At 60.6% G+C, this 23,982-nt stretch carries 19 protein-coding genes and 1 pseudogene; 2 read left to right on the top strand and 18 right to left on the bottom strand.

Features of this window, described 5'->3' with window-relative positions; all coding sequences use genetic code 11:
• Positions 1 to 50: 50 nt before the first annotated feature.
• The 15 genes and pseudogenes from QMK54_RS20270 to QMK54_RS20200 form a co-directional block, all read right to left on the bottom strand.
• A complete protein-coding gene (locus QMK54_RS20270; protein WP_110659311.1) occupies positions 51 to 623 on the bottom strand; it encodes a chorismate mutase in 573 nt (190 codons plus the stop codon).
• Between the two features lie 81 nt (positions 624 to 704).
• Positions 705 to 995: a hypothetical protein gene (locus tag QMK54_RS20265; RefSeq protein WP_223594155.1), complete on the bottom strand. Its 291-nt coding sequence runs from the start codon at positions 993 to 995 to the stop codon at positions 705 to 707.
• 134 nt (positions 996 to 1,129) lie between these two features.
• The gene (locus QMK54_RS20260; RefSeq protein ID WP_223594157.1) at positions 1,130 to 1,399 is read right to left on the bottom strand and encodes a PAAR domain-containing protein; all 270 of its coding nucleotides are present in this window, start codon (positions 1,397 to 1,399) and stop codon (positions 1,130 to 1,132) included.
• Positions 1,396 to 2,952 (bottom strand): DUF2875 family protein, encoded by a 1,557-nt coding sequence (locus QMK54_RS20255; RefSeq protein WP_223594158.1) that lies wholly within the window; start codon positions 2,950 to 2,952, stop codon positions 1,396 to 1,398. The genes QMK54_RS20260 and QMK54_RS20255 overlap by 4 nt, the downstream gene beginning before the upstream one ends.
• Before the next feature lies 1 nt (position 2,953).
• Positions 2,954 to 3,223 (bottom strand): PAAR domain-containing protein, encoded by a 270-nt coding sequence (locus tag QMK54_RS20250; RefSeq protein WP_223594159.1) that lies wholly within the window; start codon positions 3,221 to 3,223, stop codon positions 2,954 to 2,956.
• Positions 3,220 to 4,899, bottom strand: a complete 1,680-nt coding sequence (locus tag QMK54_RS20245; protein WP_223594160.1) for a DUF2875 family protein — start codon at positions 4,897 to 4,899, stop codon at positions 3,220 to 3,222. The genes QMK54_RS20250 and QMK54_RS20245 overlap by 4 nt, the downstream gene beginning before the upstream one ends.
• Positions 4,896 to 6,920 (bottom strand): DUF3274 domain-containing protein, encoded by a 2,025-nt coding sequence (locus QMK54_RS20240; RefSeq protein ID WP_320401225.1) that lies wholly within the window; start codon positions 6,918 to 6,920, stop codon positions 4,896 to 4,898. Before QMK54_RS20240 ends, QMK54_RS20245 begins: the two co-directional genes overlap by 4 nt.
• A gap of 64 nt (positions 6,921 to 6,984) precedes the next feature.
• The gene (locus QMK54_RS20235) at positions 6,985 to 8,673 is read right to left on the bottom strand and encodes a DUF2875 family protein (protein WP_223594162.1); all 1,689 of its coding nucleotides are present in this window, start codon (positions 8,671 to 8,673) and stop codon (positions 6,985 to 6,987) included.
• On the bottom strand, positions 8,670 to 10,694 hold the full coding sequence (locus QMK54_RS20230; RefSeq protein WP_223594164.1) for a DUF3274 domain-containing protein: 2,025 nt from the start codon (positions 10,692 to 10,694) through the stop codon (positions 8,670 to 8,672). The genes QMK54_RS20235 and QMK54_RS20230 overlap by 4 nt, the downstream gene beginning before the upstream one ends.
• Positions 10,691 to 12,843, bottom strand: a pseudogene (locus QMK54_RS20225) (type VI secretion system Vgr family protein). The gene QMK54_RS20230 and the pseudogene QMK54_RS20225 overlap by 4 nt, the downstream one beginning before the upstream one ends.
• 206 nt (positions 12,844 to 13,049) lie before the next feature.
• On the bottom strand, positions 13,050 to 14,612 hold the full coding sequence (locus tag QMK54_RS20220; RefSeq protein ID WP_110659321.1) for an amino acid permease: 1,563 nt from the start codon (positions 14,610 to 14,612) through the stop codon (positions 13,050 to 13,052).
• Between the two features lie 160 nt (positions 14,613 to 14,772).
• The gene (locus QMK54_RS20215; RefSeq protein WP_320401224.1) at positions 14,773 to 15,933 is read right to left on the bottom strand and encodes an iron-containing alcohol dehydrogenase; all 1,161 of its coding nucleotides are present in this window, start codon (positions 15,931 to 15,933) and stop codon (positions 14,773 to 14,775) included.
• Between the two features lie 3 nt (positions 15,934 to 15,936).
• Positions 15,937 to 17,328 (bottom strand): aldehyde dehydrogenase family protein, encoded by a 1,392-nt coding sequence (locus tag QMK54_RS20210; protein WP_320401223.1) that lies wholly within the window; start codon positions 17,326 to 17,328, stop codon positions 15,937 to 15,939.
• 7 nt (positions 17,329 to 17,335) lie between these two features.
• Complete coding sequence (locus QMK54_RS20205) at positions 17,336 to 18,709, bottom strand: glutamine synthetase family protein (RefSeq protein ID WP_223594168.1); 1,374 nt, start codon at positions 18,707 to 18,709, stop codon at positions 17,336 to 17,338.
• Between the two features lie 285 nt (positions 18,710 to 18,994).
• A complete protein-coding gene (locus QMK54_RS20200; RefSeq protein ID WP_320401222.1) occupies positions 18,995 to 20,584 on the bottom strand; it encodes a winged helix-turn-helix domain-containing tetratricopeptide repeat protein in 1,590 nt (529 codons plus the stop codon).
• Positions 20,585 to 20,843: 259 nt separating this feature from the next.
• On the opposite strand from QMK54_RS20200, the gene QMK54_RS20195 reads away from it, so the two are divergent.
• Complete coding sequence (locus tag QMK54_RS20195) at positions 20,844 to 21,596, top strand: SDR family oxidoreductase (protein ID WP_223594171.1); 753 nt, start codon at positions 20,844 to 20,846, stop codon at positions 21,594 to 21,596.
• Between the two features lie 44 nt (positions 21,597 to 21,640).
• Positions 21,641 to 22,054: a cupin domain-containing protein gene (locus tag QMK54_RS20190; protein ID WP_110660400.1), complete on the top strand. Its 414-nt coding sequence runs from the start codon at positions 21,641 to 21,643 to the stop codon at positions 22,052 to 22,054.
• 64 nt (positions 22,055 to 22,118) lie between these two features.
• Here the strand turns inward: QMK54_RS20190 and QMK54_RS20185 are convergent, their stop codons facing one another.
• The 3 genes from QMK54_RS20185 to QMK54_RS20175 form a co-directional block, all read right to left on the bottom strand.
• Positions 22,119 to 22,520 (bottom strand): hypothetical protein, encoded by a 402-nt coding sequence (locus QMK54_RS20185; protein ID WP_320401221.1) that lies wholly within the window; start codon positions 22,518 to 22,520, stop codon positions 22,119 to 22,121.
• 240 nt (positions 22,521 to 22,760) lie between these two features.
• Positions 22,761 to 23,453 carry an RES family NAD+ phosphorylase gene (locus QMK54_RS20180; protein WP_320401220.1) on the bottom strand — a complete coding sequence of 231 codons (693 nt, stop codon included), beginning with the start codon at positions 23,451 to 23,453 and terminating at the stop codon, positions 22,761 to 22,763.
• Positions 23,447 to 23,851, bottom strand: a complete 405-nt coding sequence (locus QMK54_RS20175) for an antitoxin Xre-like helix-turn-helix domain-containing protein (RefSeq protein WP_223594176.1) — start codon at positions 23,849 to 23,851, stop codon at positions 23,447 to 23,449. The genes QMK54_RS20180 and QMK54_RS20175 overlap by 7 nt, the downstream gene beginning before the upstream one ends.
• Positions 23,852 to 23,982 lie beyond the last annotated feature (131 nt).

Below are 23,982 nucleotides of genomic sequence, written 5' to 3'. Positions count from 1 at the left end.
GAAAAAGCCCGGCTGATTGGGCGGGGCTTTTTGTCTGGATCACTGCACTGTCATCGACCCACCACGCACAACTCCCCCGTCGCCCGAATCATCGCCTGGCCATGCAGGTAATCCTTGATCAGCGCGGAGCGTTCGGTGGCCAGCCATTGCGGGCAGTTCGGGTCCTTGCGGTAGGGCAGGAACGCGGCGTACTGCTTGAGCAGCAGGTTTTGCAGTGTGTCGAGCTTCGGCCGGATCTGGTTATTGAGGTCCGGCCGTGGCGTATCCGGTGCCTTGTGCGCCGCTTGCCATTGTGCGAACCGGCCGTATTGCACCAGTTTGCTCGCTTCGATCTGGGCGGCGATCAGGTCGGCGACATCATCGGGGTCGAGCTGGCGCTGGGTCGCCTGCTTGCGCGCGTTGGCGATGACTTGCGCCTCCCGGGCGTTGTCCTGGATCGGCTTGCCGCTGTCCCACTTGGTCAGCGCCACCAGTTCACTGATGTACAAGCGCTCATTCATCGTCGCCAGCAACGGTTGCAGGGCATCGGGCGCCGGGGGCGTGGTGCTGGCCTGGGCGCCGCCAGCGAGCAAGCCGAGCAGGGTACAGGCCAGCCAGTGCGGCAGGCGTAGGGAACGGGGCATGGACGGAATCTCCTTGGACGCAGGAATCACTCCGGCTTGTGTATCACAAGTGCGGCCAGGGAACGATAGGTTGCGAAGGATTCAGGCGAGCAGCCGTTCAATCTGCGCCAGTTCCCAGGTGCTGAGCAAACTCACCGGGTCGGTACCGAAGCGCTGCCCGATGTCGAGCGCATACTCGCGGCCATCGGGGCATTGGCCGTGCAGGCAGTGGCGCAAGTGGCCGGCGTCGACCTCCAGAGTCAGTTGCCAGCCGTCGATGTCGACCTGTACATGACCAGACTTGCAGTGTTCATCGAGACGCTTGAACGTGCGAATACCCTGGGCGGCGTCGCGCAACGGCTGGTAAACCTCGCGGGCGGTGAGGGTGGGCACGGGTGTCTCCGGGGTGGAATCGGGGAGACACAGGATAGATCATCAGCCTGCAAAAAAGCCCGGCTGATGAGCCCGAGTATCACTCCGGGGGCCACCGGTCGCCCCGCAACAAAGAGAAAATCCGGTGTTTCGGTCTAGACCACCTGCACATTCTGAGCATTGCTCGCCACCGCATGACAACCGCAGGCCAGGAGATGGCCTTGCAAAACGAGCTCAATGCCGTTCATACGCCGGCGCGGATGCCCTTCTACGAAGGCAAACTCGCCCAGATGCAGTGGACAGGTAGCTTTGTCGCCCAGCACTGCAGGAGTTTTTCCATTGAGGGTATGCGTGCCTTCGAGCTGGCAGGAAACCACCTTGCCGCCACTGCTGGTGGCATCGCCAAGGCAAATGGGATGGCTCATGTCCTGGGTACTCCGCCGTTAGGGGAGCCGAACTTGAAGGGATCGGCACCACGGTTCTCGCGGTTCTTTTCTTTTCGTGCATCGTCCGGCGGGCGGATCATTTGTACTGTCAGGCTGCCGTCCGGGCCGGCGTAGACCACCGCGCTGGCTCCGCCGTCCAGGTAGCTGGCGATGGTTGCCAGGTTGATTTCCACCAGGGCCCCACTAACCCCGGTATTGCCCAGACGCCGACCGATGTCGTAACCCTCGTCGACATTACCCAACTCGATGCCATGGCCGTCCGTGTTCAGGCCTTGCAAGGCGTTAGTCAGGGCGATTTCTGCGTCCCGGTTGTCGGTGGTGTCATAGAACACGCGGACCGGTTGCTGCCCTTTGGGTAACGTCTCCAGGGCTTGCAGCCAGCCTGCCTGCAGGGCCTTGGCCTGCAACGCCGGTTTTAGCCGCTGACCGTGTTCATCCTGCATCGAGACCTTGATCGGTCGGTGTAAAAAACCCAGCACCGGCGCGGCGTCGAACTCTTTGACCTGGTGCTGGGCCCAGCGGATGGGTAGCCAGGGGGAGGGTTCGAACTCTCCTGGCCCGCGGTTGCTGATGGTTTGCCAAAGGGCGGGGAGTTGGGATTGCCAGTAGGCGGTGGACATGGTGCCGGGAGCTAAGGGATCTTGAGCGCCTTTGGCACGCTCCGCCTCTTCGTACACATCTAGAAACTCACGGGATTGTTTCCAGTAAAACGCCCACAACTTACCCAAATCAGTGTCTTTGTTCTGGTTGTCCTCACGTTCGTGGGTGGCATAACGGCGAATGTACCGATCCACCCTATCCGAGCGAGTGACCAGCAGTCCGGTCATGCTTTCGTACACCGTGGGGACGACATGGCCGTTCTGCAAGCCAGGGGTACCAGCCACGCGTAAACCGTTTCGCGTGACGTCGCCGTCCTCGCTCACGATCAAGGCTTGGGGCACTTCGGGGTTGTCATCAAAGAACTGGAACAATCGCTCGATCATGCCTTGGGCATGGGTTGTATTTTCCGCGTCCTGCCATAAAAAGAGCGTGACGCCCAAGGTTGCGGCATTGCGACCGCCGAGGATATTACTCGCCGCCCCGGTATCTGAAGGTTGCTTGGGCGGTGCGATGGAAAACACCGGGATTGGCCAGTACGCTACTGACGCGCCTGCCGAATGCTTGAACGCCACACGGATTTTGATATCTCTGGAGTTTTCTCTGGATCGTAGTGATGCCTTGTAGTCCTTGGGATCTCGTGAGTAAATCGACACAAAGTTGTTCTTTTTTTTCTTGATGAATTGCCAGATCTCCGATTGGTGGTCCTGGTAGATCCCAAGCCCAGCCCCGCGGATTTCCAATGCGTAAGTCCGCACTTGCGTGGCTTGCTGCTCGGCGATTTGCGCCATGACGTTGGCTTTATAGGCGGCAAGTCCTGCCTTTTCACTGGCCACGGCCTTGCCCCACCAGTGGACGCTGAAAATCAGCAGCAAGGGGCCCAGGATGGCGGCGATTCCCCAGCGCAGTACCGGGTTGATCTTACGAAGCTCCACGTCAGGTAACCCGTACGTTCAAAGCATTGCTCGCCACCGCATGACAACCGCAGGCCAGGAGATGGCCTTGCAGTACGAGGGGAATGCCGTTCATACGCCGGCGCGGATGTCCTTCGACGAAGGCAAACTCGCCCACGTGCAGTGGGCAGGTAGCCCTGTCGCCCAGCACCGCCGGTGTTTTTCCTTTGAGGGTATGCGTGCCTTCGAGCTGGCAGGAGACGACGCTGCCGCCACTGCTGGTGGCATCGCCCAGGCAGATGGGATTGGTCATGGTTTTGCTCCCGGCATGCGAAACCTGAACGGGTCGGCACCGTGGGTTTGCTGGTTCTTCGTTTTACGGGCTTCGTCTGGCGGGCGAACCATTTGCACGGTGACGCTGCCGTCTTCGCCGGTGTACACCACCGCGCTGACACCACCTTCCTGATAGCTGGCAATTGTGGCGAGGTTGATTTCGACCAAAGCGCTACTGACGCCGGTGTTGCCCAGGCGCCGACCGATGTCGTAGCCCTCGTCGACATTGCCCAGTTCGAGGCCGGATCCATCGACATTGAGGCCGTGCAACGCAATGGTCAGGGCAATTTCGCCTGAGGTGTTGTCGGTGCTGTCGTAAAACACGCGTACCGGTTTTTCATCCTTGGGCAGGGTTTCCAGTGCCTTTAGCCAGCCTGCTTGTAGCGCCTTGGCCTGTAGCGCGGGTTTGAGTGGTTTGCCGTTGTCGTCATGCATCGGGATTTTGATCGGGCGGTGCAGGTAGCCCAGGACCGGGGCTTTATCGAACTCCTTGACTTGATGTTCGGCCCAGCGCACCGGTAGCCATGCGGAGGGTTCGAAATGGCCGGGGCCTCGGTTGCTCAGGGTTTGCCAGAGGGTGGGGAGTTGCGATTGCCAGTAGGTGGAGGACATGGTGCTGGGGGCATTTGGTTCTTCCACACCCCTTGCCCGCTCAGCATTTTCATACCAATCGATGAACGCAGCATCACGATTCCAGTAGTACGCCCACAACTTGCCCATGTCGGTATTTTTGTTCTGGTTGTCCTCTGAATCGTGGGTGGCAAAGGGGCGGATGTAACGGTCTACCCGATCCGAACGGGTGACGAGCAAGCCAGTCATGCTTTCGAATACAGTCGGGACCGCATGGACGTTTTGCAGGCCGGGGGTGCCGCGCTTTCGGTAAACGCTTTGGGACACATCGCCGTCCTTGCTAACGATCAATGCCTGTGGCACTTGTGGGTTGTCGTCAAAAAATACGAAAAGCCGTTCGATCATTGCTTGGGCATGAGCGGTGTTTTCGTCGCTTTGCCAGAGAAACTGTGTCACCCCCAAAGTGGCAGCATTTCGACCTGAGTTGATCAGACCAGCAGCTTTGTAGCCTTTTTCATAAGGATCTGGTGGTCCCAACGCAAACACCGGAATTGGCCAGTAGGCCACTGAGTCGCTGGCTGAATGCTTGAACGCAACGCGTATGTTGATTTTTTGGGTGATCTCTCGAGAACTCACTGAAGTGTCATAATCCTTGGGGTCTCGCGAATAGATCGAAGTGAAATTGTTGTTGGTCTTTTTGATTTCCCGCCAAATTGATGATTGATGCCAATTATCAACGGCAAGCCCCGTTCCCCGTATTTCCAGCGCATAAGTACGCTCCTGGGTAGCGATGTGCTCGGCTCTTTCGGCCATGACTTTTGATTTGTAGGCCGCGAGCTCTGCCTCTTCGTAGGCTACGGCCTTACCAAACCAGTGCCCGCTGTAGGTCAACACCAGCGCGCCAAAAATACTTGCTGCTCCCTTAAGCATCACGGCGCTCATATCCCCCAACTCCCTGTTTTCAGCCTGTGCGGTGTAGATGACGACGAGTAAAAAACCAAGCCCAATAGCTATCAGTACCCCCGCAGTCCAGAGATAGCCCTTCAGCTTCGGCCGCTGTGATTTGTCCTGCTGGCGATCCCTCATGCACCTTTTCCCTTCGAGCCGATTATTAGTGCTGGCGGCGTTAGCGAAACCAGCTCGTTTGAAGGAAACTTACCCTTGTCGTAATACTGATAACTGGCCTTTACCAACGCCCGCGCCTTTGCACTCAGTCGCGACCAACCCAGAAAACTGCTGACTACTTCAAATCGATTTTCATCCATCTTCCAATCCGCAATCGCCACCAACACCTCCCGCATCACCGGATCATCCAGACACTTGGCCTGCCCAATCGCAATGTCCATCGCCGTCACCCAGCGATGGTTCTGCGGGCTACGCAAAACTGCCGAGTGATAGCTGTTGTCAGTCCATTCCTTCTGATCAACTTGCATGCGCGCACGGATTTCGCTAGGGGTTTCCTCGCGGTAGATGCGGTAGTGGTCCTTACGATTGAGCATCGGATTGCCGGACACCGGTGTCTGGCGCAGGGCCCGAGTCTGGTCGTCCGGCTCTTTGCCGTGATTCCAGCGAACAAGCCCTTCGTCCAAGTCGAGTCGCTTGTCGCTGTTGGTCACATAAATCCATTTGAAAGAGGCACCGGGGTTGCCCAATGCAGCGTTTTGCGACACCGCATCCGGTCGATCCTTTCCTGCCTCATGGGTAGACCCCGTCACGGCTTCACCACCGAACATCTGCGGCGCATGGGGTGGGTGCAGTTGCTCGGCATTGATGTTGCGCGTCTGGCCTTCACTGACCCCGGCTTGCGAGGCTATCGCCGCCACTGACCAGCCACCGGGATAGCGCGGCTCTCCTTCGGCGCGCGTGAAGTCTGGTTGCGCAGCCTTGCCCACGAATACCGGCTCGCCGTCGCGCAAGCGCTTGGTCCACAAGCGCTGGTAAAAACGCATGGATTGCAGCGCGGTCATGGCCGGCTCGCCTTTGGGCAGCGTGTCCGGCACGCCGTAAGTGCCGATGCCTTGCACATCATCCAGCGCCACGGTGGTGTCGTCCGGGCAGAAATACAGGTAGACCTTGCCGCGGTTGTCGCGCTCGGGAAACACCAGGGTTTTCCCGTCGGCACTCAAGCGCTGGCCTTGTTCGGGTGACCAGCGCGGCCCCGTGCGACCGCCATAACCCGGCAGGCTACAGCGCAGGGCACTGAGGGGTGGTTGCGCATGGGGTGATTGGGTGGTGTGTTGCACGATGTCGATCAGGGTTTGCAGGGTTCGCAAGTTTTTCGGCGTGGCATCCGGCAGTACCGAATAGGGCGAGGCCACCATGATGGCGCAGTCGGCACAGCGTTCACTGCGATCCACCAGCATGGCCTGGGCGAGCAAGGTGATCAGCGTGCCCTGGCTGTGCCCCATGATGGTGATGGTTTCATCGGGGGAAACGCGACGGATCTCGCTGACCAGCATGGCCAGCCGGGTGGCCGCGAGCACGAAATAACGCCGGTTCGGTCCCTTGCCCATGTACAGGGAGTTGGGCATCGTGGGTTGTACCCAATGGCGCAGCCACTTGGCGAAACCCTCTTCGTACATCTCCAGCAGATTGTTGGTGGCATTCGAAAAGAAACCGCCGCCCTTGGCGAAGTGACGGTCCAGACGATTGTCGAACCGGTCCTGGAATTGATGCCGCAGCCTAGCCGGATCGCCATTTTTATCGCGTTTTATCTCTCCGGGTTCGGCTCTGTAGCCCCAATAAAACGGGATCATCAGGCTGCGGGTTTTGGGCGCCTCAGTGTCGCGCTGGTAGAGGTAAGTATCCGGATCGTCGAGTATTTGCCCCTCGTTATCCTTCCACGCCTTCCTGGGCGTACTGTTAGCCTCGTTGTACTTGGCCCCATACCGCCCCGCCTTCAAATCCGGCCGATCCAGCCGCTCGTTCACCCCCTGGCACAACCCGGTTTCCACCGACTCATAGGACGCGCCGGGGTCATTCACACCGTGCAGGAAAATCACCACCCCCGGCAGGTCGGCAGGCACTTCCATTTTGCGCACGGTGTTGCAGTTGGGCATCAGGCGGGTGGTGAGTTGCGCCACGCAGTACGGATCTTCGCTGCTCATTGGCGGTCACCGTTCGGGCCTTTGTCACGTAACGCCGATGCATCGCCCAGGCAGAGGGGATTGGTCATGTCCTGGGTACTCCGCCGCTAGGGGAGCCGAACTTGAAGGGATCGGCACCCCGGTTCTCGCGGTTCTTTTCTTTGCGGGCCTCGTCCGGTGGGTGGATCATTTGCACCGTCAGGCTACCGTCCGGGCCGGCGTAGACCACCGCGCTGGCTCCGCCGTCCAGGTAGCTGGCGATGGTCGCCAGGTTGATTTCCACCAGCGCCCCACTAACCCCGGTATTGCCCAGACGCCGACCGATGTCGTAACCCTCGTCGACATTACCCAACGCGATGCCATGGCCGTCCGTGTTCAGGCCGTGCAAGGCATTGGTCAGGGCGATTTCAGCGTCCCGGTTGTCGGTGGTGTCATAGAACACGCGGACTGGTTGCTGACCTTTGGGTAACGTCTCCAGGGCTTGCAGCCAGCCAGCCTGCAGGGCCTTGGCCTGTAGTGCCGGTTTTAGCCGCCGGCCCTGTTCATCCTGCATTGAGACTTTGATTGGTCGGTGCAAGTAACCCAGCACCGGCGCGGCGTCGAACTCTTTGATCTGATGCTGGGCCCAGCGTATCGGTAGCCATGGGGAGGGTTCGAACTCTCCTGGCCCGCGGTTGTTGATGGTTTGCCAAAGGGCGGGGAGTTGCGATTGCCAGTAGGCGGTGGACATGGTGCCGGGGGCATCGGGGTTTGCAAAACCCTTGGCACGCTCCGCCTCTTCGTACACATCCCGAAACTCACGGGAATGCTTCCAGTAAAATGCCCACAGCTTGCCCAGGTCCGTGTTTTTGTTTTGGTTATCCTCAGGCTCGTGGGTGGCATAACGACGGATGTACCGATCCACCCGATCCGAGCGAGTGACCAGCAGCCCGGTCATGCTTTCGTACACCGTGGGGACGACATGGCCGTTCTGCAAGCCAGGGGTGCCAGGCTTGCGATAGACATCACGCGTCACGTCACCGTCCCGACTTGCGATCAGCGCTTGTGGAACTTGGGGGTTGTCGTCAAAAAACTGGAACAGCCGCTCGATCATGCCTTGCGCGTGTGAGGTGCTTTCATCGTCCTGCCAGAGGAACTGGGTTACCCCCAAGGTTGCCTTATTACGGCCTGAATTGATCAAACCGGCGGCTCGGTAGCCTTTCTCATAAGGGTCTGGAGGACCTAGCGCAAACACCGGGATTGGCCAGTACGCCACTGACCCGTTCGCTGAATGCTTGAACGCCACACGAATGTTGATGTTCCTGGTTATTTCCCGGGAGCTTAAAGAAGAATCATAATCCTCGGGGTCTCGAGAATAGATTGAAGCGAAGTTGTTGTTCTTTTTTTTAATTTCTCGCCATATCGACGATTGATGCCAATCATCCACTGCCATCCCCACCCCGCGGATTTCCAACGCATAAGTCCGTACTTGCATGGCTTGCTGCTCGTTGATTTGCGCCATGACGTTGGTTTTGTAGGCGGCAAGCCCCGCCTTTTCACTGGCCACGGCCTTGCCCCACCAATGAACGCTGAAAATCAGCAGCAAGGGCCCCAGGATGGCGGCGATCCCCCAGCGCAGTACCGGGTTGAGGTTACGAAGTTCCACGTTGTTTTCCTGTGCCTTGATGTGGGCCAGCCAGACGAAGCCGAGCCAAAGGACCAGCAGTACGCCGGCGATCCAGAGATAGGGTTTCAGTTTCGGTAACGTTCGGGGACGGTCTTGAGGATCGCTCACAAAGCACCTCCTTTTTTAGCGGCGCTGGCAAGCAGAGTGGGGGGTGTCAGCGAGACCAGATCGGAGGGCGGAAATTCTCCCTCCTGGTAATATTGATAACTGGCCTTCACTAATGCCCGAGCCTCAGCGCTTAGTCGCGACCAACCTGGCAACTCACTGGTTTTCCTGAATACCTCTTCATCCATCTTCCAATCCGCTATCGCCACCAACACCTCGCGCATGGCCGGTTCATCAAGGCAATGCGCCTGGCCAATGGCAATGTCCATCGCTGTCACCCAACGCTGGTTTTCCGGGCTGCGCAGGATCGCCGAGTGGTAGGAGTTGTTTCCCCAGGTCTTCTGGTCATGCTCCATGCGTGCCCGGGCCTCGCGTGGGGTTTCCTCGCGCTCGTGGCAGGAACTGCTACTGGAGCGGGCCGCGCCTTTTCGTACGGCGCGCGTGTGGTCTTCCGGGTCTTCGGACAAGCCGTTGAAACGGGCTAACGCCTCCCGCTGCGAGGTGTTCGGGGCGTCATACTCGGCGGGCATTTTTATCCACAAAAAGGTCGCGGCGTCTTTGCCAAGCGCGACGCTCTTGGCCACCTCATCGGGTTTGTCCAGACCTGCGGTGGTCGAACTGCCGGTTAGCGCTTCGCCACCGAACATCTGTGGCGCATGGGGCGGGTTCAGGGCCTCGGCATTGATCAGGCGTTCCTGCCCCTTGGCTATCGGCGCTTGCGAGGCCACTCCGGTGACAAAGGACGCGCCCGGGTAGCGGTGCTCGCCCGGCGCGCGGATGAACTCAGGTTGTGGCGGCTTGCCCACCAGCACTGGCTCGCCGTCACGATGGCGCTTGGTCCACAGCCGTTGATAAAAACCCATCGATTGCAGCGCCTTCATCGCCGGCCGACCATCCGGTGTTGCATCCGGCACACCGTAGGTGCCTATGCCTTGTACGTCGTCCAGGGCCACGGTGGTATCGTCCGGGCAAAAATACAGGTACACCTTGCCGCGATTGTCGCGCTCGGGGAAAACGCTGAGGTTGCCGATCTTGTTCAGGCGGGTCCCTTGCGTCGGTGACCATCGAGGGCCGCTGCGACCGCCATAGGTTTTGGCTTCCCTGAGCGCGGATAACGGTGGCTGGGTATGGGGCGTTTGCGTGACCGCCATGACGATACGGATCAACGTGGCGAGGGTGTCATGGTCTTTGGGGGTGACCTTGTGCAGCAAGCTGTAAGGCGAGTCCACGAGAATCAGGGTGTCGGCGCAGCGCTGCCCCTTGTCCATCAACAGGGCCTGCGCCAGTAACGCAATCAGGGTGCCTTGGCTATGGCCCATGAGGGTGATGGTTTCATCGGGGGATACCCGGCGAATTTCCCTGACCAGCATCGCCAGACGGTGAGCGGCCAACACAAAGTAATGCCGCAGCGGCGCATTGGCGAAGAGCAGGTAATTGTTCGGCTTGATCAATTCGACCATGCCGGTTTTCCGGTTGGCCTTGAAGCCTTCACCGTACATCTCTTCCAGGTTGTTGGTGGCATTGACAAAAAAACCACCGGCCTTGGCAAAGTGGCGATCCAGGCGATTGCCCTGGATATCCTGAAACTGGTTGCGCACCCTGAACGGATCACCGGCGTCATCGCGCTTGACGTGTTCCGGCGCGGCGCGATAACCCCAGTAGAACGGGATCATCAGGCTGCGGGTTTTGGGATCGTCCGTGTCGCGCTGATAAAGATAAGTGTCAGGGTCGTCGAGTATTTGTTCTTCTTTATCTGTCCACGTTTCCCGAGGCGTTTTTTCAGCCTTGTGGTACTTGCTCCCATACCGCCCCGCCTTGAGATCCGGCCGATCCAACCGCTCGTTCACCCCCTGGCACAACCCGATTTCCACCGACTCATAGGACGCGCCGGGGTCATTCACGCCGTGCAGGAAAATCACCACCCCCGGCAGGTCGGCAGGCACTTCCATTTTGCGCACGGTGTTGCAGTTGGGCATCAGGCGGGTGGTGAGTTGCGCCACGCAGTACGGATCTTCGCTGCTCATTGGCTGTCACCGTTCGGGCCTTTGTCACGTAACGCCGACACTTGCGCCTGATGCATCTGCTCGCGCTCCACCCGCTCCGTCATTCCGCTTGAATCTGTCAGTCCTTGCACTGTGCCGCCATCCTCCAGTTTGATTTGGTAAGCATGCTCGACTGCCAATCGGACGCTGTCGTCGCCGTGGCCGGGGTAGTGAATGGCCAGGCGTTGCGCGGCGGGATCGCGACCGAACGAGGGCACCGAGGCACTGTCAGTCTTGGGCCCCACCCAGTCATGCTCGCCGGCATGCACGATGGCCTTGCCTTGCGTGCCGATCTCGACCCCGCCGCCGATCCTGATGTAGCTGCCGTCATCGGCCACCAGGCGAATGGTCGGGGCGGTGATGAGGATTTCGCCTTCGGCTGCCGAAAGGTGCAGGTTCTTTTGCGCGTTGAGCACCATGTCGTCGTCCTGGGCTTGCACCAGCACCTTGCCGCGATTGGCAATGGCGCTGATGCCTTCGTCCTGGGCGAAGGCGCTGATCCCTTTGCCGGCGTGCAGGCGCATGGCCGCGCCGCTGGTCAACTGCAGGTGATCCTGGGCGGTGGTGTCGTGATTCTCGCCGGCGTAGTGCACCTGTGAACGCGGCGTGGCGCTGGCAATGCCGGCCTCGGCCGCCAGCGCGAGCACCGGCTCACCCGAACTGTTGCTGGTCGGTTCAGGCCACTGACTCAACGACCGACGCAACGCCTCGATGCCCTGGGTGTCGACCTGTCGGCTGCCTCGGGCAGCGGCGGTCTGGCCGAGGGACTGGAACAGTTCGCCGCACTCGGCCAACAGCTTGAGCAGTTCTTCACGGTCCAGCTGTGAGCCCTGCGCCTCGTGGCGAGCGTAGGTGGTCAACAACATCCCTTGAGCCGCCCGCAGGGCGATCGCGGCATCGCTGCGCAGTTCGGCGCCCTGGCCGCGCGCCTGGGCCTGTCCATCGGTTCGTGGCGTAACGAGCTTGCCCAGATTCAGCGCGGAGGCCTGATGGGTCGTGCCCAGTCGGGCACGCAGCGCGCCGGGGGTATCGTCGAAGAGCAGTTCGTTGAAGCCCTTGCCCTGATGTTCCCGAGTCCGGATCCCCGCTAACGTTCGATTGCCCGGTAGCCCCGTGGCATTGCTGAAGTGCGGGGGGAAATGGTCGGCGTTGTAAAGCACCGATGTCACCAGGGGGCGGTCGATATCGCCGCCGAGGAAGGTGACGAGCACTTCCTGCCCGATGCGTGGCAAAAACTGATGACCGAAGCCGTCGCCGCCACTGGGCATGGCGACCCTTAGCCAGGTCGTGCATTGGGCATCCCGTGGCTGTAATGACCGGGAAAGTCGTAGATTTCGTAGGTTGGAACATCACCTTGGATATTGACACTGGGCATGCTGACCGGCAGCGGATTGCGCGGTTGCTGGTAGTCGAAGGTCTGGATAGCCATCTTGCCGGACTGCAAAACCCGATGACTGCTCCAACGGGTGATCGAGTCGGCGGTCTCGGTGACCGAGGCACTGTGGTAACGAATCCGCGGTTGCCGGGCTAACGGTTCGAGGCTGCGGGAATGGTCGGTGATGATCAGGCGGTGTTCTTCCTTCGAATGATCGAAGTAGAAAAACAGACCCTCACGTTCCAGCAGGCGCAAGACGAAGTCCAGATCGCTCTCGCGGTATTGCGTGATGTAGCTGTGCGACTTGAGCGACTGCTCCAGACGGAACTCGAATCTGGGCAGTACGCCATAGTTGGCGAACACCGTGCGCAGAATGTCCTCGAGGGTTTGCTCCTGAAAGATCCGCGAGTCGAAGCGTCGCGACAGCATCCACAGCCAGGGGCTCAAGGTGGCCGAATAGTAAGCCAGGCCGCCGTCACTTTTCTGCAGGCTGAATCGACTGATGTAACCGTGGATGTAACGTGCCTCGCCGGTCGACAGTTCAATGTCGAGCAGCGCGGGTTGCCCCATCAATGACTTGAGTTCCAGTCGTGCGTCCTGGCTGATCAGCGCCAACTCGAAACTGAATAAGGTCGACATCCCTTCAGAGCCGGAAAAGCGTTCGAGCAGCAATTCTTGCGGGTTTTCAATCGGGGAGGTGAATGTGATCAACCGCCGGTTCTGCGGCGAAAAAATCTTTGTCAGTTCCATTAACAAGCTTCCTGCGGCATCAGCAATCCGTGTTTGCCTCAGGAAATACGCGTCCATGCCCCTGGACAAACCCAAAGGCGGGAATTAAGACGCTTATGAAATAACTTGTATGTAGGGCGATTCCTTTTTTGGATTAAGAATTGTCCGCGAATCGGGAAGTCTGGCCCTGACTCAGGGGCCAACCTGTTTCAGGACCAGACAAGTGCACGCCATCAACTTCCGGCTTGCTTGTTCAACGCCGCCTCCGCCGCCGCAATTTCAGCCTGGCGCTTGACGATCATGTCGCCCACCGGTGGCCCCTGGAACCGTCGCGCTTCAAAACCGAACCAGACGATGGCGGTCAGCACCAGGAAGCCGATGGTGATGTACAGCGCCCAATCGTTCGGTGGCTGGATGCCGATCACGAAGATGATGATCATCGACAGGACCGAGAGTATCGCGAACACCGAGTACCAGAATCGCCCCATGTTCCACGGCCCCATGGTCGGCCACTTCGACGTCCCGTAGGTGAACAGGCCGAGCACGATGGGGATGGCGAAGGAGAAGAACAGGAAGATCACCGTGCAGGACACCACGATCGTGTAGACCGGCGTTGCCCCGACCGAGATCACCGACGAGCCCCAGTCGAACAGGACGGCCAGGGTGGCACCGGTCCAGATCGCCGCCACCGGGCTGCGAAAGGTCGGCGACACCGAGGCCAGGGCTTTGGAGCAGGGCAGGCCACCGTCCCGGGAGAAGGCGAAGATCATCCGCGAAACCGAGGTGACCGTGGCCAGCCCGCAGAGCACCTGCGAGATGAAAATCGCCACGTAGAGCACCAGTTTCAAGGTCGGGTTGACCTGGGTGTTCATGGCCCAGAAAAACACGTTCCAGCCTTGTTTGGCCGCCTCGTCCATGTTCGGCAACATCAGCACGAACGCGCTGAGCATCAGCCAGCCGAACAGCAGCGACCAGACCACCGACATGACCATGCCGCGCGGCACCGACATGGCCGCGTTGCGGGTTTCCTCGGAGGTGTGCGCAGAAGCGTCATAGCCGGTGATGGTGTAGATCGGCAACAGCAGGCCGAGCATGAAGATCCAGCCGTTGGAGACCTGCGGCCAGACGCCGCCACCCGCCTCGCCGGAGTAGTTGCCGAAGGTCCACAACCGCGCAAACTCATAGCTCGGTGCCGACATCAGGCAGACGATGGTCAGCGCCAGCGCCGTGGCGAAGATCAGGTAACCGGAGAAGTCGGTGAGCTTGGCGGTCAGGCCAATGCCCAAGTGGTTGCACAAGGCCTGCACGCCGGTGAGGATCGCCAGGAAAATCACCCGGACCGTGGTCGTGTCCTCCATGCCCAGCGCCGGTCCGAAGGCGCCGAAAAAGAAGTAGTAGGTGCCGACGTTGATCGCACCCAGCACCGTGACCAGCCCCAGCAGGTTGAACCACGCGGTCAGCCAGCCCGTGAAGCGGTTACCCAGGATCGAACCCCAGTGGTACAGGCCGCCAGCGGTGGGGTAGGCCGAGGAGATCTGCGCCATGGCCATGGCGAACACCCCGGAGATCAGGCAGCCGATCGGCCAGCCGATCCCGATGGAGATGCCACCCGCGCCCGAGGTGCCCTGGGCCAGCGAGTTGATGCCACCGGAGAGGATGCAGATGATCGAAAAGGAAATGGCGAAGTTGGAGAAAACTCCCATGCGTCGTGAGAGTTGCTGGGCATAGCCCATGCTATGCAGCACCTTGACGTCATCGTCGTGCGTTTCGGTGCCCGGCTGGCTTGCTGGGTTCATCATGTGTGCCCCTTCAGGTTTTGGACAGGCCGAACTGAGCCGCCGTAGGCTCGACCTGGGTTTTCTGTGGGGGCGAGCCTGCTCGCGATGGACTTGACGATGATGCGGGGTGTCAGGTTGCCCGAGTCATCGTTGACGTCCATCGCGAGGAGGCTCGCTCCTACAGACGGCCGTGAAACGCCGCATCGAAAATCTTTGCCACGCCGTCCCGGGTCAGGGGCAGCGGGTTGCCGCCGGCGGAGGGGTCGACGACCGCCATGTCTGTCACCAGGTCGGCCTGTTTATCGTCCACCCCCAATTCAAACAGGGTGTGCGGCACGGCGATGTCCTTGCGCAGCTTGAGGACGAAGGCCAGGAAACTGTCGAAGCCGGGTGAGGGCAGGCGCAGGTACGCTGCCAGGCGAGTGATGCGCTCCTCGATGGCCGAACGGTTGAACTGCAGGACGTAGGGCATCAGGGTGGCATTGGTCATGCCGTGATGGGTGTCGTACAGCGCGCCAATCGGATGGGCGAGGGCATGCATCCCGCCCAGGCCTTTCTGGAAGGCCGTGGCGCCCATCGCCGCCGCCGCGAGCATTTGCGCGCGCGCCTCGAGGTCCGACGGCGTGTGCACCGCCTTCACCAGAGAATTGGCGACCAGGCGCATGCCTTCCACGGCAATGCCGTCAGCCAGGGGGTGAAAGCCGGGGGCGCAGTACGCCTCCAGGCAATGCGATAACGCGTCCATGCCGGTGCCGGCGGTGATTTTGGCCGGCATGCCGACGGTGAGGGCCGGGTCGCTGATCACCACGCGCGGCATCATTTTCGGGTGGAAGATGATGCGTTTGGTGTGGGTGCGCTCGTCGATGATCACCGCTGCGCGACCGACTTCGGAGCCGGTTCCCGCCGTGGTCGGCACGGCAATGACCGGGGCGATGCGGCTGTCGTCGGCACGGGTCCAGTAGTCGCCGATGTCCTCGAAGTCCCAGACCGGGCGGGTCTGGCCGCTCATGAAGGCAATCAGCTTGCCCATGTCCAGGCCACTGCCACCGCCGAAAGCGATCACGCCATCGTGCTGGCCGGCGCGCCAGGCATCGAGCCCGCCGGCCAGGTTGGCTTCCACCGGATTGGGCTTGAGGTCACAGAACAGCGCCACGCCAAGACCGGCGGCGCGCAATGCTTCCAGCGCCGCCGTGGTGATCGGCGCGCGCGCCAGGCCGCTGTCGGTCACCAGCAAGGGGCGCTGGATACCCTGGCTGCGACAGACCTCGGCCAGCTCGGCGATGCGCCCGACACCGAACCGAACGCTCGTGGGGTAGTTCCAGTTTCCTGTCAGGTTCATGGTCTACACCTCGTGACGCAGATGAAAGGATTTGGCCCGGGTCAGATGCTCGTAACCCAGTGGCGACAGAGTGACGCCGCGCCCACTGTTCTTCACGCCGGTCCAGGCCAGTGCCGGGTCCAGGTAATCGCAGCGGTTCATGAACACGGTGCCGGTGGCGATCTCGTTGCCCAGGCGTTCGGCCGCTGCGAGGTCCAGGGTCCAGATGGACGCGCTGAGCCCAAACTCACTGTCGTTCATCAAGGCGATGGCTTCTTCATCACTGGCCACCGGCATGATGCCGACCACCGGGCCAAAGCTTTCGTCGCGCATGACCGACATCTGATGGTTCACGTCCACCAGCACTTGCGGTGCCAGGTAGGCGCTGCCCGGAACGTCGGTGGGAAAGGACTGTGGATCGATCAGCGCCGTCGCGCCCTGGGCCAGTGCTTCGGCGATCTGGCCACGCACGAAGAAGGCGGCGCCCGGTGTGACCAACGGACCGAGGGTGGTGGCTTCGTCCAGCGGGTTGCCCAGCACGTACTGGCGGGTCAGTTCGGCGAAGCGCTCGACAAACTCCGGGAAGATTTTCTGGTCGACGTAGATGCGTTCCACGGCGCAGCAACTCTGCCCGGAATTGAAGAAGCTGCCGTCCACCAGATTTTCCACCGCATGTTCAAGGTTGGCGTCTGCCCGCACATAGGCCGGGTCTTTTCCGCCGAGCTCCAGGCCCATACCGAGAAATTGGCCGCTGGCGGCGCTTTCGATGACTTTGCCAGCCTCCACGGAACCGGTGAAGTTCACTTGCTGCACGCGCCCGCCAGCAATGATCGCCCCGGTCGATACATGGTTGAGCAGCAGATTCTGGAACAGCCCCTCGGGCAGTTTTGCGCGACGCATGGCCTCGGCGAAACGCTCACCTACCAGCAGGGTTTGCGACGCGTGCTTGAGGATCACGCTGTTGCCGGCCATCAGCGCCGGGATAATCGTGTTCACCGCCGTCAGATAAGGGTAATTCCACGGGGCAACCACCAGCACCGTGCCCAGCGGCTCGCGTTTGATATAGCGCCGGAAACCCGCCACAGGCATCGGCTCTACGGCGGCCAGGGCTTGTGGTGCGATCGCGATCATGTGCCGGGCGCGTTCGGCAAAACCGCGCAGTTCGCCGGCGCCAAAACGCACCGGTCGCCCCATCTGCCAGGCCAGCTCCGGGACGATGTCGGCCTGCATCGACAGCATCGCCTCCACTGCGGCGCTGCAAAATGCCGCGCGTTCGCTCAACGGGCGGCGTTGCCATGCCGCCTGTGCGCTGGCAGCGGCTGTCAGCGCCCGCTCGACCTGCGCCGCATCGGCCACCTCGCGTTCGGCGTAGACCCGGCCATCGACCGGGGAGATGAGCTGAATCTTCTCTTTCATGGCTATCTCAATAGCGCTCGAAACCGCGCTGTAATTCCCAGTCGGTGATTCGCCGGTCGTACTCTTTCTGCTCCCACTCGGCGGTGTGCACGTAATGCTCGACGACCTCATCGCCGAACGCTTCGCGCAACATGCTGGAGGCCTTGAGGGCGGCGCTCGCCTCGCGCAGTGTCTTGGACACTTCCGGCAGATGCTCATCGAGGTAGGCGTCGCCTTCGAACGGCGGCGCCAGATCGAGCTTCTCGTCGATACCCGCCAGGCCCGCGGCGATCAACGCAGCGAAGGCCAGATAGGGGTTGAGGTCGGCGCCGCCGATGCGGCATTCGATGCGGATCGATTTGCTGCCTTCGGCACACAAGCGAAAGCCGGCGGTGCGATTGTCGCGGCTCCAGACCGCCCGCGTCGGCGCAAAAGTGCCAGCCTGGAAGCGCTTGTAGGAGTTGATATAGGGCGCAAGAAAACAGGTGATGTCGTTGGCGTACTTGAGCTGCCCGGCGACCCAGGCCCGCATCAGTTTTGACATGCCGAACTCGGCTTTCGCGTCGTAGAACAGCGGCTTCTTGGCGTTCTTGTCCCACAGCGAATTATGGATATGGCTGCTGGAACCGGCGGCGTCGTAGCGCCACTTGGCCATGAAGGTGATCGCCTTGCCCTGCAACTGCGCGATCTCCTTGCAGGCGTGCTTGATGATGACGTGGTGGTCGGCCATGGTCATGGCATCGGCGTAGCGGATGTTGATTTCTTCCTGGCCCGGGCCCCACTCACCCTTGGAGTTTTCCACGGGAATGCCCGAGGCCTGCAAATGCTTGCGAATCGCCCGCAGCACCGGCTCTTCGCGGGTGGTCTGGAGGATGTTGTAGTCCTCAATGTAATGGCCGGCGGTTTTCGGTTTGTGATAGTTGCGCTTGTGGATCGCCTCGTAAGTCTCATCGAACAGATAGAACTCGAGCTCCGAGGCAAACATGCCGGTATAGCCGCGCTCACGCAGGCGCTCGACCTGTTTTTTCAGAATCGCCCTTGGGCTGTGGGGCAGGTCCTGGCGATGGTGGTGATCGAGCACATCGCACAGCACCAGGGCCGTGCATTCAAGCCAGGGCACGCGCCGCAGGGTGGACATGTCCGGCTTGAGCACAAAATCGCCGTAGCCCTTGCTCCAACTGGCCGCGGCGTAACCCGGCACCGGCTCCATGTCGATGTCGTCGGCCAGCAGGTAGTTGCAGCAGTGGGTTTCTTCGTGGCCGCTGTCGATGAAAAACTCGACCTGGAAACGCTTGCCGACCAACCGACCCTGCATGTCGACCATGCAGACCAGTACGGTATCGATTTCGCCGGCGGCAGCGGCGCGCTTGAGTGCATCAAAGCTGAGGAGGGGCTCTGTCATCACGTCGATCCTGCGTGAAAGGTTTGGGCCAGGCTGAGATCGCTGTTGCAGACGCTCTCCAGAAACACCCAAAACCTGCAGAACCGAGCATCATGAGCAACGAGTTGCTCAAAGCTTAGCCTACTGTTGCAATGTGTGAATTTTGCCAGGTGAATGCCAACGCACGACCTGGTCCCTGTAGGAGCGAGCTTGCTCGCGATGAACGCAAGAGCACCGCGTTAAGCCAGTCATCACGCGTAATCGTTAGCGACCATCGCGAGCAAGCTCGCTCCTACAGGGTCGCCTTCACTCCGGCAAGCCTGCCAGTCGCAGTCCATCGACGAAGCGGGCGAAATCCTCGGGCCGTTGAATCGGCAGCCAGTCCTTGAGGTTGCACAGGCGCAAGGAGGGATCGATTTTTTGCAGACGCTGCATCGCCAGATTCGCTTTATCCATGCGATCGCCGAGCGCATGACTGGCCGCCACCAGTGCCGCCGCGATCAGCAGGCTGGGCAGGTTGCCCAGGGCCTTTTCCGCCCAATCCGCAGCGGCATCGAAGTGTCCGGCGAAGAAATGCGCGAGCGCCATCCCGACCTGCATCCTGAACATTTCCGGGTCCAGCGGACTCAAGCGAACGGCATGGTTCAAATGCTCGATGGCGGCGTCTGTTTCACCGTGCAGCGCCCGCAGGATACCGCCCAGAAACCAGGCGGGGGCGAGGTTGGGATTGAGCAGGCGCGCCCTGTCGAGCAGGGCAATGCCGCCGTCGACTTCGCCAGCGAGATGAGCCAGCGCATGTCCGCCGCGGGTCAACGCGACGGCATCATCGCGGCCGAGGGTCACGGCCAGGCGCGCCAGCCGTATGCCCTCGGCGATTTCCGCAGGCCGATCGGTCATCCAGTCATTGAGCTTGCGCCAGAAATGACACCAGGCGGCCATGCCATAGGCCGAGGCAAATTCCGCATCGAGTTCGATGGCCTGGTAGAACATCGGCAGCGCCTGCTCGATAGCTTCCCGGCTGCCGCTGTGCAGCTTTGCCATGGCGCGCAGGTAATAGTCGTAGGCGTCCAGGCTTTCCGTCGGCTTGCGCTTGGCGCGTTCGATTTCTGCCCGTTCCAATTGCGGCGCGATGGCACCGACGACGCTTTGTGTGACTTGGTCCTGCAGCTCGAAGATATCGTCGAGCAAGCCTTCGAAGCGCTCCGCCCAGAGGTGCGTCCCGCTCGTTGCGTCGATCAGTTGCCCGGTAATGCGCACCTTGTTCCCGCACTTGCGCACGCTGCCTTCGAGAACGTAGCGAACGCCCAGCGCCTGGCCAACCCCCTGGGCGTCCACCGCCTGGCCCTTGTAGGTGAAGCTCGAATTGCGCGCGATGACAAACAGCCAGCGGATACGCGACAGGGCGGCGATGATGTCCTCCACGACGCCATCGGCGAAGTATTCCTGCTCCGGGTCGCCGCTCAGGTTCTGGAAGGGCAGGACGGTGATCGAGGGTTTATCCGGGAGAGCAAGGGTAGAGGAGGGGGTTTGCTTCGGGGCGGCGGTCGAGCCCTCATCGATGTCAGGCTGTTGCGCTTGCCCGGTCATCTCGTCGTTGAGCCGGCCAACGAAGCGGTAGCCCTTGCGGGCGACGGTGCGTACCAGGCGCTGCTCCTCACCGGTGTCACCAATGGCCTTGCGCACCGCATTGATGTGGCTGGTGATCGTCGATTCCGAAACGATTCGGCCACCCCATACTGCCTTCAGCAATTCGTCCTTGCTGACGACGCGCTCGGGATTGTTGACGAACAGCAGCAACAGGTCGAAGACCTGCGGTCCGACGGCCACGACTTGCCCGCGCAGGGTCAGCTCCCGGCGCTCCTGATCGAGTACGTAGTCTTCAAACGCGAATGGCAAGTTGAGCATCCCCTGGCGAAGCGCCCTCAACTCCGTGTCCCAGGCGGCTGGCGGTTGGTAACTGGGGACGATGATACGGCAGCTCGACACCCGCTGCACCGTCTGCGGCAAGGGCGGCTGGAGGAACCTCAGTAGCCTTGGACATAAATCCAAGCGCTCGCCAAGGCAAACCCAAGCCCGGCGCAAGGACTTGCCCGGTGCGCGCAGGCAATCTCTCTACACCGACGCAATGGTTGCAGTCGACAAGTGGAGAAAAGTCATGAAGATCGTCGTCATCGGAGGCTCCGGCCTCATCGGATCGAAACTTGTGAACACCCTTCGCGAGCGCGGCCATGACGCACTCGCCGCCAGCCCCAGCACCGGCGTGAACAGCATCACCCGCGTAGGCCTGGCCGAAGCGATGGATGGCGCTGATGTGGTGGTCGACGTGGCGAACGCGCCGTCGTGGGAGGACCAGGCCGTTCTCGATTTCTTCGAAACCTCGAGCCGTAACCTGCTGGCCGCCGAAGCCGCTGCCGGGGTTCGTCACCATGTTGCCCTGTCGATTGTCGGCAGCGAACGGCTTCCCGATACCGGCTATTTCCGCGCCAAGGTCGCGCAGGAAGCCCTTATCAAGGCATCCGGCATGCCTTACAGCATTGTGCGTGCCACGCAGTTCTCCGAGTTTGCCGGCGGCATTGTCCAGTCTTTCGCCGTTGGCGAGGAAATTCGTGCTTCGCCGGCGCTGATCCAGCCGATCGCGTCCGACGACGTAGTAGCGGCGCTGGCCGATGTCGTGCTGGCAGCACCGGTCAATGGCACGGTTGAAGTCGGCGGCCCGGAAACCATGCCGATCGACGAACTGGCCAGGCGCTATCTGCGAGCGACCCAGGACAACCGCAAGGTCGTGCCGGACGTGCATGCGCGCTACTTCGGCGCGGTGCTCAACGACCAATCGCTGGTTACCGGCAAGAACGCACGCCTGGGCGCGATCCGCTTCGACGACTGGCTGGCCCGGTCGACAGCGCAGTAACGAATCGCACCCACACATTTTCCTACCCATCCAGGAGAAATCCCATGGTTACCCGATTGCTAATGGCCGCAGTCTTCGCAGCACTCTCGATTAGCGCAGCGTCGGCCGCCGAGCCGCCCCACGGCAAGGTGACGGTGGTGTTCGACCGTCCCATTCCCAACATCCCTGGCAAGAGCATGAGAGGCGTGGTCGTCGAGTATGGGCCGGGTGCCGCATCGCCGGCCCACACCCACCCGAGAACGGCCTTCATCTATGCAACGGTGCTGGAGGGCTCGTTTCGCATCCAGGTCAAAGGCCAACCGGAAAAGATCTACACCGTCGGCGAAAACTTTGTAGAGGAACCGGGTTCCGTGCACCTGGTCAGTGCCAACGCCAGTGACACTCAACCGGCTCGCCTGTTGGCGGTGTTCGTTCTCGACACCGACGAAAAAGTACTCGTGACACCGATTAAAAAGTGAATCACGAAAAAGCCCGGCTGTTGAGGCCGGGCTTTTCGTTGAGTCCTGCGGTAAAGCACTGCATTCAGACAGCGCGGCTTTCGATCAGACGATCCGAACCGCCTTCGGCAACGCGGTTTTGCAGGAGCTTGTCAGAGCCGCCTTCAGCGACGCGGTTTTGCAGGAGCTTGTCAGAGCCGCCTTCAGCGACGCGGTTTTGCAGGAGCTTGTCAGAGCCGCCTTCAGCGACGCGGTTTTGCAGGAGCTTGTCAGAGCCGCCTTCAGCGACGCGGTTTTGCAGGAGCTTGTCGGAGCCGCCTTCAGCGACGCGGTTTTGCAGGAGTTTGTCGGAACCACCCTCGGCCACACGGCTTTCAATCAGACGATCCGAGCCGCCTTCAGCGACCACGGGTTGAGCAGAGGTAGCGGCGAAAGCGTTAACTGCGAAAACCGAGAAAGCGATGCTGAGGAGGGTTTGGCGTTTCATGATGGTGTGCTCCGGGGTGCTTATGGGTTGGTATGGAGCAGATGTTACGCCGGGGATTTTTTAAGAGAACTTCATTGAGATGATGGTGACTATCGACGCAGTCAATGGTGGATTCGCTGATCTCTGTGGGAGCGGGCTTGCTCGCGAAGGCGTTGTGTCAGTCGACAACATTGCTGGCAATGCCGACGCATTCGCGAGCAAGCCCGCTCCCACAGGTTTTCATGTGCCTGACAACGAGGCTCAAGCCTCACTGATCTGACTCACACTGGTGATCTGCCCATTCCAGACCATCTCGTAATGCGCCGTCTGCACAATCGACGATACCGGCCTCGGCGTCATCAACGCCCAGCAATGACTGCCCGGCATGCGCACCGAGTGATAGCGCAAACCCGGACAACCGGCGTCCCGCACCGCGCGCCCCAGTACACGGGAATGGCCGTAATCGTCCGGCGCATACACCGGATCGGTCGGCGGCAGGGCGGTGGCGTCCTTCATCCCTGCATCGCCAAACGCACAAGCCAACCCACGAAACACAAACCGCTCATAGTTCAGGCTCGTCACCTTCGACCAATACAGACTCTGGTGATGCCTTACCTCAGCCAGCGCCGCTTCCATCGAATCCGCCAGGTACAACACGCCAAAACTGCCATCACTGAAACGCGAACCCGCCGGGTTCACATGAGTAAACGGCGCAATAGCATAAGAGCAACCGGCAATCCCGAACGGAATCTCGCTGCGCGCAATCAACTCCAGCTGACCCACCTCATTCTTCAACCGCGGATTGGTCAGCGCCTGAATCTCGAACAACACCTCGAATTCATCCGCGTCCGCCACGTCATCGAACAACGCAATCGGCGGAAACTTCGAATTGACCAAGCGATAAGCCTGCAACGACTGACCTGCAAACACCGCCAGCTCACTCGCCATCACCATAACGCACCCCGCAGCATGTCGATGCGGCGGAAGGTTTCATACAGCGAAATCATGTCGCCCTGGGCCATGATTTCCAGCGGTGAACGCCCGTTGAAAAACTCATTGTCATTGGCCATCGAGGCAAAGCCATAGACGTTATCCGGGTTGTCGAACACCAACCGCAACGTTGCATGCATGTTCAGCACAAAGCTGATGCGCTGCATCTGGTCCGCATCCAGCGCCACCGCCCAATCCGGGTCGCGCTGCCGGGCGCGGGTGTAGGTACTGCGGGAAATACGCAGGATGCGACAGGCCTGGTCGCTGGTGGCTTTCCACTTTTCCAGAATGCTCACGGCGGCGCGCAGGCCGGTGACGCATTGGTTTTTGGTGAAGGATTGAGCCTGGATGGGGACGGCCATGTTTGTGTGCTCTAATTGCATCTGTAGATTCAAATGTAGTTTGAATGAATCTGTAGAGCAATATTGTCGCGACCAGTGGGTGCGCACACTCAAACACAACGGGCACCTCGCAGGCGCCCGTTTTTGTGGAT

This window comes from Pseudomonas sp. P5_109, from assembly GCF_034009455.1.
Lineage (GTDB): Bacteria > Pseudomonadota > Gammaproteobacteria > Pseudomonadales > Pseudomonadaceae > Aquipseudomonas.
Note: the sequence above shows the minus strand (reverse complement) of the source record. Positions and strands in the feature narration are given on the sequence as shown.

What these genes read in the sequence shown, in the direction of transcription:
- QMK54_RS20270 (WP_110659311.1), bottom strand. Translation starts at nt 623, where the DNA reads ATGCCCCGTTCCCTACGCCTGCCGCACTGGCTGGCCTGTACCCTGCTC.
- QMK54_RS20260 (WP_223594157.1), bottom strand. Translation starts at nt 1,399, where the DNA reads ATGAGCCATCCCATTTGCCTTGGCGATGCCACCAGCAGTGGCGGCAAG.
- QMK54_RS20250 (WP_223594159.1), bottom strand. Translation starts at nt 3,223, where the DNA reads ATGACCAATCCCATCTGCCTGGGCGATGCCACCAGCAGTGGCGGCAGC.
- QMK54_RS20245 (WP_223594160.1), bottom strand. Translation starts at nt 4,899, where the DNA reads ATGAGGGATCGCCAGCAGGACAAATCACAGCGGCCGAAGCTGAAGGGC.
- QMK54_RS20240 (WP_320401225.1), bottom strand. Translation starts at nt 6,920, where the DNA reads ATGAGCAGCGAAGATCCGTACTGCGTGGCGCAACTCACCACCCGCCTG.
- QMK54_RS20230 (WP_223594164.1), bottom strand. Translation starts at nt 10,694, where the DNA reads ATGAGCAGCGAAGATCCGTACTGCGTGGCGCAACTCACCACCCGCCTG.
- QMK54_RS20220 (WP_110659321.1), bottom strand. Translation starts at nt 14,612, where the DNA reads ATGAACCCAGCAAGCCAGCCGGGCACCGAAACGCACGACGATGACGTC.
- QMK54_RS20215 (WP_320401224.1), bottom strand. Translation starts at nt 15,933, where the DNA reads ATGAACCTGACAGGAAACTGGAACTACCCCACGAGCGTTCGGTTCGGT.
- QMK54_RS20210 (WP_320401223.1), bottom strand. Translation starts at nt 17,328, where the DNA reads ATGAAAGAGAAGATTCAGCTCATCTCCCCGGTCGATGGCCGGGTCTAC.
- QMK54_RS20205 (WP_223594168.1), bottom strand. Translation starts at nt 18,709, where the DNA reads ATGACAGAGCCCCTCCTCAGCTTTGATGCACTCAAGCGCGCCGCTGCC.
- QMK54_RS20195 (WP_223594171.1), top strand. Translation starts at nt 20,844, where the DNA reads ATGAAGATCGTCGTCATCGGAGGCTCCGGCCTCATCGGATCGAAACTT.
- QMK54_RS20190 (WP_110660400.1), top strand. Translation starts at nt 21,641, where the DNA reads ATGGTTACCCGATTGCTAATGGCCGCAGTCTTCGCAGCACTCTCGATT.
- QMK54_RS20185 (WP_320401221.1), bottom strand. Translation starts at nt 22,520, where the DNA reads ATGAAACGCCAAACCCTCCTCAGCATCGCTTTCTCGGTTTTCGCAGTT.
- QMK54_RS20180 (WP_320401220.1), bottom strand. Translation starts at nt 23,453, where the DNA reads ATGGTGATGGCGAGTGAGCTGGCGGTGTTTGCAGGTCAGTCGTTGCAG.
- QMK54_RS20175 (WP_223594176.1), bottom strand. Translation starts at nt 23,851, where the DNA reads ATGGCCGTCCCCATCCAGGCTCAATCCTTCACCAAAAACCAATGCGTC.